Annotated in this window: 12 protein-coding genes; 4 read left to right on the forward strand and 8 right to left on the reverse strand. The window is 67.1% G+C overall.

The window, feature by feature from the left end:
• Positions 1–6: 6 nt before the first annotated feature.
• The gene (locus MLE18_RS02090; protein ID WP_243366909.1) at positions 7–615 is read right to left on the reverse strand and encodes a DUF8043 domain-containing protein; all 609 of its coding nucleotides are present in this window, start codon (positions 613–615) and stop codon (positions 7–9) included.
• A gap of 81 nt (positions 616–696) precedes the next feature.
• Positions 697–2,259 (reverse strand): glycosyltransferase family 9 protein, encoded by a 1,563-nt coding sequence (locus MLE18_RS02095; protein WP_243366911.1) that lies wholly within the window; start codon positions 2,257–2,259, stop codon positions 697–699.
• Positions 2,260–2,392: 133 nt separating this feature from the next.
• On the opposite strand from MLE18_RS02095, the gene MLE18_RS02100 reads away from it, so the two are divergent.
• From MLE18_RS02100 to pabB, 4 genes are all read left to right on the forward strand, one after another.
• A complete protein-coding gene (locus tag MLE18_RS02100) occupies positions 2,393–3,718 on the forward strand; it encodes a malic enzyme-like NAD(P)-binding protein (RefSeq protein WP_243366913.1) in 1,326 nt (441 codons plus the stop codon).
• Between the two features lie 122 nt (positions 3,719–3,840).
• Positions 3,841–5,517: a glycoside hydrolase family 3 protein gene (locus tag MLE18_RS02105; RefSeq protein ID WP_243366915.1), complete on the forward strand. Its 1,677-nt coding sequence runs from the start codon at positions 3,841–3,843 to the stop codon at positions 5,515–5,517.
• On the forward strand, positions 5,514–6,434 hold the full coding sequence (locus tag MLE18_RS02110) for a DUF1848 domain-containing protein (protein WP_243366916.1): 921 nt from the start codon (positions 5,514–5,516) through the stop codon (positions 6,432–6,434). The genes MLE18_RS02105 and MLE18_RS02110 overlap by 4 nt, the downstream gene beginning before the upstream one ends.
• A 272-nt stretch (positions 6,435–6,706) precedes the next feature.
• On the forward strand, positions 6,707–8,440 hold the full coding sequence (pabB, locus tag MLE18_RS02115) for an aminodeoxychorismate synthase component I (protein WP_243366918.1): 1,734 nt from the start codon (positions 6,707–6,709) through the stop codon (positions 8,438–8,440).
• Between the two features lie 115 nt (positions 8,441–8,555).
• On the opposite strand, the gene thyX is transcribed toward pabB, so the two are convergent.
• The 6 genes from thyX to MLE18_RS02145 are packed head-to-tail and all read right to left on the reverse strand — an operon-like array spanning position 8,556 to position 12,747.
• Complete coding sequence (gene thyX / locus MLE18_RS02120; RefSeq protein ID WP_243366920.1) at positions 8,556–9,296, reverse strand: FAD-dependent thymidylate synthase; 741 nt, start codon at positions 9,294–9,296, stop codon at positions 8,556–8,558.
• Between the two features lie 4 nt (positions 9,297–9,300).
• Positions 9,301–10,278, reverse strand: coding sequence for a Holliday junction branch migration DNA helicase RuvB (ruvB, locus tag MLE18_RS02125; RefSeq protein WP_243366922.1), 978 nt, complete (start codon positions 10,276–10,278; stop codon positions 9,301–9,303).
• On the reverse strand, positions 10,275–10,883 hold the full coding sequence (gene ruvA / locus MLE18_RS02130; protein ID WP_243366924.1) for a Holliday junction branch migration protein RuvA: 609 nt from the start codon (positions 10,881–10,883) through the stop codon (positions 10,275–10,277). The genes ruvB and ruvA overlap by 4 nt, the downstream gene beginning before the upstream one ends.
• Positions 10,880–11,380 (reverse strand): crossover junction endodeoxyribonuclease RuvC, encoded by a 501-nt coding sequence (gene ruvC, locus MLE18_RS02135; protein WP_243366926.1) that lies wholly within the window; start codon positions 11,378–11,380, stop codon positions 10,880–10,882. Before ruvC ends, ruvA begins: the two co-directional genes overlap by 4 nt.
• Positions 11,381–11,387: 7 nt before the next feature.
• On the reverse strand, positions 11,388–12,134 hold the full coding sequence (locus MLE18_RS02140; RefSeq protein ID WP_243366928.1) for a YebC/PmpR family DNA-binding transcriptional regulator: 747 nt from the start codon (positions 12,132–12,134) through the stop codon (positions 11,388–11,390).
• Between the two features lies 1 nt (position 12,135).
• A complete protein-coding gene (locus tag MLE18_RS02145) occupies positions 12,136–12,747 on the reverse strand; it encodes an RlmE family RNA methyltransferase (RefSeq protein ID WP_243366930.1) in 612 nt (203 codons plus the stop codon).
• Positions 12,748–12,764: the final 17 nt, after the last annotated feature.

A 12,764-nucleotide genomic window follows, 5' to 3' on the forward strand; every position in this document is an offset into this window, starting at 1 on the left:
CTTTGGTTACGCCGCGCGGGCGACGTCCTTGATGTCCTCGCGCAGCTGGGCAACGATCTTCTTCCACCTCTCGACGGAAGGGGTGAACTCGTACTCCAGCAGGTCCGCCAGGAGGATCCAGTCCTCGCTCTCGATGACCTCCAGCATCTCCGAGAACAGCCCGGAGAGGTCGTCGGCGGCCTCGTTGAACTGGCGGGAGCGCTTCAGGCTGAATTCGTCGCGCAGCACGCCCACCATGCCCAGGAAGTCGCGGGTGACGTCCATGAGATCCTGGTAGACCTCAAGGGCCTCGCCGTCGTCGGCCTTGCGGAACAGGTCCGCCACGCGGCGCGCGCCGTGGTCCATCAGGGTGATGACCTTGTAGAGCTCGCGCGTGATGTTCACGGCCATCTCGGTGGTGGCCACGGTGATGAGCTCGACGGACTCGATGTCCGACGATTCCACGTCCTCGGCCTGGTGGGGGTAAATTTCGGAGAAAGGCTCGCTGTTGACCAGCACGTCGGTGACGATGCGGCCATCATACTGCTTGTCTTCCATCACTTTGACGAGAATCTGCTCCAGGTTCTCGAAGTCCTGGATGTGTAATCCGGTTTCCCGGCCGTCCACGGCGATCATGTCTCTCCCTCCTCAAGGATGTGACGGTGTGGCAAAAAATTCCTGCACCGTACCCATACAAGGAGCATGCCAACAGGCTCTTCAGGAGCGGGGGGAGACGACGGCGGACAGCGCGGCCACCAGGGAGGCTGTGCGCGCGGCGAAATCCTGGATGTGGTCCAGGCCCGTGGCTCCTTCCTGCGAGAGGCGCAGCCAGAGATGGGAAAGCGGCAGCAGCAGCGGATGGGAGGAGAAGACCGTCTCCAGACGCTGCCAGGTGGCCATGAACTTGGTGCGCATGGCCGGACGCGGCACGGCGCCAAGCACCCTGGCCTGCTGTATGAGAACGGCAAGCAGCCCTCCGGCCTGGTCCAGCGCGGGGCGCAGGGACGCTTTCAGGGATTCGGGCAGGTGCGGGGCTTCTTCCGAACCCAGCTCCACGGGGGCGGCGTCAAGAAATTGCCGCCAGAAGGTGCGCTGCACGCGGTTCCAGGCGGCGCGCTCCCCGTCGCCGTGCCCGGTGAGCGAACGGAGGTCGAGATAGCCGTGCTCGTCCACCACGGTCTCCCAGGCCCGCACCCCGAGCCCACGGGCCTCGGGCCATCCCCCGCCGCCAAGGTAACGCCCCAGGAAGTGCAGCACGGCCCCCGGGGTGACGCTGCCGTGGCAGGCCCAAGACTCGGCGCACTCATGGGAGAAGGAACACGGGTGGCAGGCCATGTCCGGCTCCAGGGAACAGGAGCCGGGGCGGTAGGGGCCGGTGTCGAAGGGCTGCGCCGTGGAGAGGAAGAGGCCCAGCACCGGCACGCCCAGGCCGGCCGCCAGATGCAGGGTGCCCGTATCGTTGCTGAGCAGCAGGCGCAGGCCGGATACCGCGGCGGCGAGCTGCGGCAGGCTGGTCTCGCCCACCAGGCTGGCGTGGGGTACGTCCGTGGCGGCGGCGAAGGCCTCCGCCAGATGCCTGTCATCCTTGGAGCCGAGCAGCACCGGCAGCAGGCGGTGTTCCCGCCAGACGGCCGAGGCAACCTCGGCGAAGCTGGCAGACGGCCACTGGCGTTTGGGCGCGCTGGCGCCCAACTGCAGCCCCAGGAGTCCAGCGTGCTCCACCCCCGCCTGCGCGGCGATCATCCCGGCCACATGCGCCGCATCGGCGTCAGCCGGGGAAGCCAGTTCGAAACTGCCGCCCGCGCTCCCGAGGTGTGCAGCGCGCCGGAAGAGGTCCACCACGTTGAAGGGGCTCGACCCCCTGTGCAGGGCGGAGCCTTCCAGGAACGCGGCCCAGGGCGTGGAGTAGGTGCCGAAGCCCAGCTCGTCCAGGCCGAACCCCATGATCGCTTCGGCGTTCATGGACCGGGCGATGAGCCTGGAGGGCAGCGAGGGCGTCAGGTTCACCACGCGCTGCGGCGCGAAATCGCGCCTGACGGCGTCCATCCAGGCCAGGCAGCCGCCAAGGGCCCGCGGCCAGGACTGGTCCAGGGCCGCCAGCAGGCTCGCGCCCGGGATGTCGTACACGGCGTCCACATGGCGCAGCAGTCCCGTGGCCTGTCTGAAGTTCTGCAGGCAGAGCAGACCAGTGGTGTGTCCTGCTTCCTTGAATCCGGCAAGCACCGGCTGTGTCTGGAGAAGGTCGCCGAAGCGCGTCAGGTTGATGACGAGGGTACGCATGGTTGTTTGGGCAATATGAAGAAAATTTCAGCTTTATGAAAGAAGTTGCAATATACCCTGGACTCACCTATTTTGCGCCCGTTCGCCAACTCGCCCGTTCCTTAACGCATGAGCCGCATTTTGGAGGTCGCTGATGGCTTTGTTCACCAAAGAGGAAGCACTTCTCTACCACTCCGCCGGTCGCCGCGGCAAGGTTGAAGTCGTTCCCGTCAAACCCTGCCGCAACCAGAAAGATCTGTCCATGGCCTACTCCCCCGGCGTCGCCGAGGCGTGCATGGCCATTTACCACGATCCGGAGAAGGTCTGGGAGTACACCAACCGCGCCAACCTGGTGGCGGTGGTCTCCAACGGCACCGCGGTGCTGGGCCTTGGCAACATCGGCCCCAAAGCCGGCAAGCCCGTTATGGAAGGCAAGGGCGTTCTCTTCAAGATGTTCGCGGACATCGACGTCTACGACATCAACATCAACGCCAAGACTGCCGACGAAGTCATCTCCTGCTGCAAGATGCTCGAGCCCACCTTCGGCGGCATCAACCTCGAGGACATCAAGGCCCCCGAGTGCTTCGAGATCGAACAGCGCCTCATTGAGGAGCTTGAGATCCCCGTCTTCCACGACGACCAGCACGGCACCGCCATCATCTCCGGCGCGGGCATCCTGAACGCCGCCGAGATCGCTGGCAAGAACATCGAAGACCTGCGCGTGGTCGTCTCCGGCGCTGGCGCCTCGGCCAACGCCTGCTCCCGTTTCTACGAGAAGCTGGGCGTGCAGCTCGAGAACATCGCCATGTTCGACTCCAAAGGCCACATCAACACCACCCGCAAGGATCTGCACCCCACCAAGCAGTACTTCGCGGACAAGCAGAAGAAAAACTTCGCCAGCCTGGCCGAAGCCATGGTCGGCGCCGACGTGTTCCTGGGCCTCTCGGTCAAGGGCATGGTCAAGCCTGAGATGGTCCAGAGCATGGGCAAGAACCCCATCATCTTCGCCATGGCCAACCCCGACCCCGAGATCCCTTACCCCGACGCCAAGGCCGTGCGCCCCGACGCCATCATGGGCACCGGCCGCTCGGACTTCCCCAACCAGGTCAACAACGTCTCCGGCTTCCCGTTCATCTTCCGCGGCGCCCTCGACGCCGGCTCCCGCAAGATCAACGAGGAAATGAAGCTGGCCGCCGCCCGCTCCATCGCCGCCCTGGCCAAAGAGCCCGTGCCCGCCGAGATCCTGGCCATGTACGGCATCAAGGAAGCCACCTTCGGCATCGACTACGTGATCCCCAAGGCCCTGGACTTCCGCCTGCTTGAATGGGAAGCCCCCGCCGTGGCCCAGGCCGCCATCGACACCGGCGTGGCCACCAAGAAGCTGGACATGGCCCAGTACAAGAAGGACCTGCGCGCCCGCATCGACGCCGAGCACAAGCGCATCAACGCCTTCATCGACACCTACAACCTGGGCTTCTAGCCCCGGTTGCCGACCTCGCCTTCACGGGGCGCGCCGCAGGGCGCGCCCCTTTTTTCGTGCGTTGCGCCTGCCTGTTCCGTTCCCGCCCGGCATCGTGTAGTGTCGCGACAGAGGGAGTCCGCATGAAACTCTATTCTATCGCCCTGCTCACGCTCGCATTGCTCTGGAGCCCGCTCACACCCGCCCCGGCCTGCGCTGCCGAGCCATCCGTGGATGCCCTGCTCGCCTCCATGAGCCTGGAGCATAAGATCGGCCAGATGATGCTCGTGGCCTTCAAAGGGCCCGGCCTGTCCCCCGAAATATCCGAGATGATCCGCCAGCGCAGCTTGGGCGGGGTGATCCTCTATTCCTCCTGGGGCAACGTGGAGAACGTGCAGCAGGTGGCGGACCTCAACGCCGCGCTTCAGGCGGACGCCGCCAAGACACCGGCCGGGATCGGCCTGTTCGTCGGCATCGACCAGGAGGGCGGCCCCGTGGTGCGCCTGCGCGACGGCGTGACCCTCTTCCCCAGCCAGATGGCCATCGCGGCCACGGGCAACCGCGAGCACGCCCGCACCGCCGCCAGGATCATGGCCAAGGAGCTTGCCGCGCTGGGCATCAACACCACCTTCTCTCCCGTGGCGGACGTCAACTCCAACCCGGCCAACCCGGTCATCGGCATCCGCTCCTTCGGCTCGGACCCCAACACCGTCTCGCGGCTCACGGCGGCCACAGTGGAGGCCTATGCGCAGGCCCGCATGATCTGCACGCCCAAGCACTTCCCCGGACACGGCGACACCTCGGTGGACTCCCACTTGGGCCTCCCCCTGAACGACCACGACAAGAAGACACTGGAGCGCGTGGACTTCGCGCCCTTCCGCGCGGCCTTCGCGGCCAAGGCACCCGCTGTGATGACCGCCCACGTGGAGGTCCCCGCACTGGACCCGCGCCCGGACACCCCCGCCACCCTCTCCCAGCCGGTGCTGGAGGGCGTGCTGCGACGCCAGATGCGCTTCGACGGGCTCATCGTCACGGATTCGCTGGGCATGGGCGCGCTCTCCAAGGGCGTCGGCACCGTGCGGGCCGCCGTGCTGGCGGCCAAGGCCGGAGCGGACGTGCTGCTCTTCGGGGCCGACATCGGGCACGAGCCGCAGCAGCAGATCGAGGCCTACGAGGCCCTGTTGGCCGCCGCCCGCTCCGGAGAACTGCCCCAGGCCCGCATCGACCAGGCCGTGGGCCGCATCCTGGCCGTGAAGCAGCGCTACGGCATCCTCCAGGCCGCCTCCATTGGCGACAAAAGCGCTGCCGTGGCCTTCCAGGTGGGCCTCCCCGAAGACCGTCAGGCCGCCCTGGAGATCGCCCAGGACAGCATCACCCTGCTGCGCGACCGCACCCGGATGCTGCCCCTCAAGCCCGCCGACAAGGCCCTGGTGCTCTGGCCCGAGCGCAACGGCTTCGACCCCGTGGCCTCACTCTCGCTGCCCAAGGGCGCGACGCTCATGCGCACATCGCGCGAGCCTTCGGCCCAGGAACTGCGGGAAGCCGCCGACGCCGCCGCCGGGATGGACAAGGTGGTGGTGTTCACCTACGACGCCACGCGCAACCAGGCCCAGCAGAACCTGGTGCGCACCATGCTGGCCATGAAGCCCCAGAACGTGATCCACGTCTCCCTGGGCGGACCTTACGACGCGGGCTTGTTCCCGACCGCCCCCACCTGCCTGGCCACCTACGGCGACGTGCCCGTTTCCATCGAGGCCCTCTGCCGCGCCCTGGCCGGGACCTCCCCCATGCCCGGACGGCTTCCGGTGCGCTTGCAGTGATCGTCAGCGCCACCCGGCGCGCCGACCTGCCCGCGCACTACGCCGCGTGGTTCCTGGAGCGGGCGCGGGCCGGGTGGTGCGCGGTGCCAAACCCTTTCAACGCCCTCCAGGTGAGCCGGGTGAGCCTGGCCGCCAAGGACGTGGAAGCCATCGTCTTCTGGACGCGCGACCCAAGACCCATGATCCCGCATTTGGCGGAGCTGGACCGCTTGGGCCTGCCAAGCGTCTTCCAGTTCACCCTGTTGGAGTACCCTTCCGCCATCCACCCCGGCATGCCTCCCCTGGTTGAACGCATCGAGGCATTCCGGCGGCTGGCGGGCGAAATCGGCCCGGAGCGCGTGCTCTGGCGCTACGATCCCGTGCTGCTCTGCGCGTCGGCCGGGACGGACTACCACCTGCGCATGTTCGAGGCCCTCTGCCGGGAGCTGGAGGGCAACACCCGGCGGGTCACGGTGAGCCTGATGGAGCCCTACCGCAAGGCGCGGCGCAGGCTGGCGGCGGCGGGAGTGGATCTTCTCGCCCCCGGGGAGGGGGCCGTTGGCGCTATGTTCAAGGATATGGCGGCAATGGCGCACGGCTGCGGCATGGAGCCGGCATCCTGCGCGGACGAGGCGGGGCTTGAGGCGCTGGGATTCGTCCCGGGGGCCTGCATCGACGCGGGTCTCATCAAGCGATTGTTCGAAGTGGAAACATCCGCTGGCAAGGACGCCAGCCAACGCCCGGCCTGCCGCTGCGCACCCAGCCGCGACATCGGCATGTACGACGCCTGCCCGGCGGGCTGCGCCTACTGCTACGCCACCCGCGATTTCGCCCTGGCCCGGCGCAACCGCGCCGCGCACGACCCGGCTTCGCCCTCCATGCTGGGCCGTTGGGAGCCCCAGGCGCAAGAACAACGCCAACTCCTGCCCGGCATCTGAGGGATACGCCAAGCCTCGGAGCAAGGCGGAAATGCCCGGCCTGCGCCTTCCGACGCATCGATCCCGGCATCGCACGAGGGCTGCCGCCGCCACCCAGCTTGTGCCCGCCCGGCATATGAACCTGGTGCGCTTCCCCGGAAGAACTCTCACCGCCGCCCCGCCCGCACCCGCCCTGCCCCTGAAGGCAGTCGGGCTGTACAACCCGGCAGGCTTTCGGCATGGTCCGCCCCATGTTTTCCGCAGTTCCTTCCAAGGGTCCTGTCCACACCGGCTTGGCTGTTTTCCGCAGCTTCTCGCCTCGGGGCGGCTGGTCCCTGTCGTTCGACTCCCCCCGGGAAATCATCGCCGCGCATGACGCTTCGGGCGTACTGGCAGGCATCGAGCGCGTTCAGGCGGCCACCTCCGAGGGTTCCTGGGCCGTGCTGGCTCTGGCCTACGAAGCTGGCCAAGCTTTCCATCCGGCCATGCCCGGCAGGAACACCGCCCCCCTGCCCCTGCTCTGGGCCGCCATATATTCCCACCCCACTTCAAGGCCGGAAACGTCACCGGCCTTGCCCTGGCGCGTTGGCCCCTGGCGCGCGGCCATCAGGCCGGAGGAATATGGAGCCGGGGTCCGGCGCATCCGCGAATACATCCGCCAGGGCGAGACCTACCAGGTCAACTACACCTTCCCGCTGGAAGCGGAATTCCAGGGCGACGCTTTCTCCTGGTTCCAGGCTGCAGGCGAAGCCCAGGGCGCTCCCTGGTCCGCCTACTTGGACATGGGGCCCTTCGCCCTGCTGAGCTTTTCGCCGGAGCTGTTCTTCCGGCGCAGAGGCCGCGCCATCCTGACGCGGCCCATGAAGGGCACCGCCCCCAAGGGCCGCTTCCGGCAGGAGACCGTGGAGGCGATGCGCCATCTGGCCGCCTGCCCAAAGAACAGGGCCGAGAACGTGATGATCGTGGATCTGCTGCGCAGCGACCTGGGCAGGATTTCCGTGCCGGGCGGGGTGAAGGTGGAGCGGCTGTTCCAGGTCAGCGAGTACCCCACGGTGCTGCAGATGACCTCCAGCATCAGGGCGCGCCTCAAGCCCGGAATGGGCCTGGCGGACATCCTCGGCGCGCTGTTCCCCTGCGGCTCGGTCACGGGCGCGCCCAAGCTGCGCACCATGGGCGTCATCGACGAGTTGGAGCCGCACCCGCGCGGCGTCTATTGCGGGGCCCTGGGCTACGTGGGGCCGGGGGGCGACGCGGTGTTCAACGTGCCCATCCGCACCGTCCAGCTGGACCGGGAGCGCGGCAAGGCCGTGTTCCACGTGGGCAGCGGCGTCACCTACGATTCAACCCCTGAGGGTGAATACGAGGAGTGCCTGCACAAGGCCCGCTTCCTCACCGAGCCAGGCCCGGAGATCACCCTGCTGGAGACGCTGCTGCTGGAGAACGGCCGTCTGGCCTACCTGCGCGGGCACCTGGACAGGCTCTCGCGCAGCGCGCGGCACTTCGGCATCGCCTTCAGGCGGGAAGACGTGCTGGCCGCACTGCGGGATGCCATCGCCGGGTATCTGGATGGCTCATGGAGGGTGAGGCTGCTGTACGGGCGCGACGGGGGAGCGACGGTCGAGGTCCACCCCCTGGACCCCGCCCCGGCGACGGTCACGGTGGGTTTCTGCCAGGCGCCCGTGAACAGCGCGGACACGCGCCTTTTCCACAAGACCACGGATCGCGGGATGTACGACGACGCCCTGCGCGGCGTGACGGACGCCTGGGACATGCTGCTCTTCAACGAACGGGGCGAACTGACGGAAAGCACCCGCGCCAACGTGGTGTTGGACGACGGCCAGGGGCTCTGGACCCCGCCGCTGGAATGCGGGCTGCTGGGGGGCGTGTTCCGGGAGCGGCTGCTGGGCTCGGGGCGCGTGCGGGAGCGCGTCCTGTTCGCGGATGACGTGCGCAGGGCGAAGCGCCTCTTCCTGGTCAACTCCCTGCGCCGCTGGATGCCTGCCCTGGTGCGCGAGCGGGACCGCTGAGCGGCCGGGGCTCGTCGCGATTTTGAAAAACATGAATATGTTTTTCAAAATTCAACTCAATGGTTTTTGTACATTCTCCGGCTGATTCGTTGAGCATTAATCCGAGAACGCCACACTAGACCCTCGCGGCCTTGGGGTCGGTGGGATACTTTCCGCAGCAGAACTTCTCGCCCTCGGGGCAATAGCCCAGCTTCTCGCACTTGGCCCCGGCGGTGCGGAACACCTCGGGCAGCACGTAGCGGCAGAGGGTGAGCATCCTGTCGGCCAGGGCGCGGATCTCCCACTGGGCGCGACGGCAGCAGCGGTGCTCGAAGAAGTTGAACAGCGAACGGCAATTCATGGTGGCCACGATGCGCGTCTCGGCGGCCTGGGGCAGCACGAAGCGGGCGTCCTCCTTGGCCTTGGGGCCTTTGCCCGCCCCCTCCAGCATGTCCTTCAGGTCGCGGTAGGCGCTGCCCACCTCGTCCATGAAGGCCTCGAAGCGGGCTTTGGCCTCTGGGATGGCCGCGATGGCGGGAGGCAGGACGTAATCGAAATTGGAGGCGTCCACGTAGCGCTGGGACTGCTGGGAGTAGCTGGCGATGCGGTGGCGCACTAACTGGTGGGTCAGCGCGCGGGACACGCCCTCGATGGCGAAGGTGAAGCTCACGTGCTCCACCGGGCTCACGTGGCCCGAGAGCACCACCTTGTCCACGAATTCGGCCTGCTGCTCGCGGCTGATCTCCCCGGCCATGAGCCTGGGCCACATGTCGCCCACGAAACCGGCGTGGTAGCACTGGCGGAAGGCCGCGTAGATGACGGAAAGAGGCTCGGGCGTGTGGGCCAGGAGCGTGACGTCCAGGGATTTGGCAGGCATGTGGTCAACCCAGAAAATTGGTTTTGAGGTGCTGGTGGGCCTTGGCCGTGGCCACGCGCCCGCGCGGGGTGCGCTTTATCAGCCCGCACTGGATCAGGTAAGGCTCATAGATGTCCTCGATGGTGCGCACTTCCTCGGAGCAGGCTACGGCCAGGGTCTTCACGCCCACGGGGCCGCCGCTGAACTGCTCGATGAGGCAGCCCAGGATCTTGCGGTCCATCTGGTCCAGGCCGTGGTCGTCCACGTCCATGCGGCCCAGGGCCTGGCGGGCCAGCTCCTTGTCCACCACCGGGCAGGACTGCACCACCGCGAAGTCGCGCACGCGCCTGAGCAGCCTGCCCGCGATGCGCGGGGTGCCGCGCGAGCGCTTGCCGATCTCCATGGCGGCCTCCGGGGTGAGCGTGACCCCGATGATGCCCGCGGCGCGGGTGACGATGGTGGACAGCTCCTTGGGGGAGTAGAAGTCCAGCCGGAAGATGACCCCGAAACGGTCCCGCAGGGGGGAGGTGAGCAGCCCGAGGCGGGTGGTTGCTCCCACCAGGGTGAAGGGCTCCAGCTCGATCTTAACGGTGCGGGCGCCCGGGCCCTGGCCGATGATGAGGTCCAGCTTGAAGTCCTCCATGGCCGGGTAGAGGATCTCCTCCACGGCCGGGGGCATGCGGTGGATCTCGTCGATGAAGAGTACGTCGTGGCGGCCCAGGTTGGTCAGGATGGCGGCCAGGTCGCCCCCGCGCTCCAGCACCGGGCCGGAGGTGGTGATGAGGTTCACGCCCAGCTCCGAGGCCATGATCTGGGCCAGGGTGGTCTTGCCCAGGCCGGGGGGGCCGTAGAACAGAGTGTGGTCCAGGGCCTTGCCGCGCTCCGCAGCGCTGGAGAGGTAGACCTGCAGGTTGGCGCGCAGGTCGTCCTGCCCGATGAAATCGGAGAGCCGTTTGGGGCGGATGGTGTCGTCGCCGCGATTAACTTGTGCGGGTGTGCTCATGCTTTCATGGCCGCGATTTTCTTGAGGCTTGTGCGGATGGCCTGGGCCACGTCCAGGTCCGGCTCGGCCTCCAGGGCCTCGCGCAGCATCTGGCCCGCCTCGCTCTCAGCGTACCCCAGATTGGTCAGCGCCGCCAGGGCGTCGCGGTACACGGACCCGGCCGGAGCCTTGCCCGAGGGGATGGACACGGCGGAGGAGAAGTCCGCCAGGGCGTATTTCAGCTCCAGAATCATGCGCTGGGCGCTCTTCTTGCCGATGCCCGGCACCTGGGACAGGGCCGTGGCGTCCTCCCGGGCGGCGATGGAGGCCAGCTCGTGCACCGCAAAGCAGGAGAGCATGGAGAGCGCGGTCTTCGGCCCGAGTTTGGGGATCTCGATCATGGCCCGGAAGACCCTTCTATCTTCGCTGGTGTCGAAGCCGAAGAGGCGCGTGCCGTCCTCGCCGGTCTGGGCGTGCACGAAGAGCGAAACCTGTTCGCCCTTGCCCGGCAGGTTGGCCGCCGTGCCCGTGGAGACGGTCAGCTCGTAGCCCACGCCGGATGGCGTGAGGATCAGGCAGCCCTTGTCCGTCTTCTCCAGCAGCTCGCCGCGCAGATAGGCAATCATAGCTCCCCGGAGAGACGCCTGAAGCGCCTCTGGTTGAGATGGCACACGGCCACGGCCAAAGCGTCCGTGGCGTCGGCGGGCATATCCTTTCGGCATGAGAGCACCTGGGCCACCATGAAGGCCACCTGCGATTTCTCGGCCCGGCCCACGCCCACCAGGCTCTTCTTGACCACCGAAGGCTCGTAGGCGTGCACCCGCAGCCCGGCGACGGAGCACCCGGCCATGGCGGCGCCGCGCGCCTGACCCAGCTTGAGCGCGGAGGACGGGTTTCGCGAGACGAACACGTCCTCCATGGCGGCCTCCTGGGGCGAGAGCCGGGCCACCAGCTCGGCCACGCCCTTGAAGATGGCCCCCAGGCGCAAGTCCATGTCGCCAAGCGACTGCACCCGCAGCACCCCGGCGTCCACCAGGGTGAGCACGCCCGACTCCTCCCGGACCACGCCCCAGCCCGTGAAGCGCGAGCCTGGGTCCAGCCCGAGGACGGTCAGAGAGGCCACGCGGCCCTTAGTCCATCTCCGCCAGGAGTTCTTCGGGCAAGTCGAAGTTGGCGTGGGTCTTCTGCACGTCGTCGTAATCTTCCAGGGCGTCCAGGAGCTTCAGCAGCTTGCGCCCGGTCTCGACATCCACGGCCACGGTGTTCTTGGGAACCATGGTCAGCTCCACGGAAAGGAGCTCCAGCTTGGCGTCCTCCAGGGCCTGGCGCACGATGTCCAGCTCCTCGGGGGCGGTGGTCACTTCCCAGTTCTCGCCGTCGCCGGATACGTCCTCGGCACCGGCCTCCAGGGCGGCCTCCATGACCTGATCCTCGGCGTACTTGGCCTTGTCCAGCTCGATGAGCCCCTTCTTGTCGAACATCCAGCCCACGCATCCGGCCTCGCCGAGGCTGCCGCCGTTCTTGCTCATGATGGAGCGTACCTCGGCCACGGTGCGGTTGCGGTTGTCCGTGGCCGCATCCACCAGGATGGCCGCGCCGCCCGGCCCGTAGCCCTCATAGGTGACCTCGTCGAAGTTGCCGCCGGCCAGCTCTCCGGTGCCCTTCTTGATGGCCGTCTCGATCTTGTCCTTGGGCAGGTTCACGGCCTTGGCCGCCGCGATGGCCGAACGCAGGCGGGCGTTGATGCCGGGGTCTCCGCCACCGGCCTTGGCGGCGAGCATCAGCTCCTTGGTGACCTTGGTGAAAACCTTGCCCTTCTTGGCGTCCTGGGCGCCCTTGCGCACCTGGATGTTCTTCCATTTCGAATGCCCAGCCATTCTATCCTCCGGCTATTTCTGGAAGACCCCGGAAGCCGAGGCCCACGATGAACTGTTCGAAGCTCTCCGAGCGGGAGCTTTTGGGTTTGGCGGTCTTGACCTTTTCGAAGCTGCCGCGCATGGAGTCGGTGAAGGCCTTGACGTCAGGCCCCATGAATATCTTGGCGACGAAGTGGCCGCCGTGTATCAGGCAAGTCCCGGCCAGCGCAAGGGCCTGCTCCACAAGCTCCAGGGAGCGGGCCTGGTCCGTTATGCGCTGGCCTGTTGTTTTCGGGGCCATGTCGCTGATGACCAGATCGAAGGGCTTCACCGAGTCCAGCAGGGCCGTGAATTCGGGGCCGGGCTCCAGGGCGTCGGCCACCAGGAAGGTGACGTTCTCCGGGAAGGCGGTCTCGGTGGGGTTCAAATCCACCGCGATCACCCGGCCCGAAGGCCCCACCTTCTTGGCGGCGTAGAGCGTCCAGGAGCCGGGGGTGGCCCCCAGGTCCAGCACTTTCTGGCCAGGGCGGAGCAGCTTGAAGTTGTTGTCCATCTCCTGGAGCTTGTAGACGGAGCGCGCGGGATAGTTTTCCTGCTTGGCGCGCTTGAAGTAATGGTCTTGAACTTTTTTCATGGGCCTCCCCGAAAGAA

Source organism: Fundidesulfovibrio soli (assembly GCF_022808695.1).
GTDB lineage: Bacteria > Desulfobacterota > Desulfovibrionia > Desulfovibrionales > Desulfovibrionaceae > Fundidesulfovibrio > Fundidesulfovibrio soli.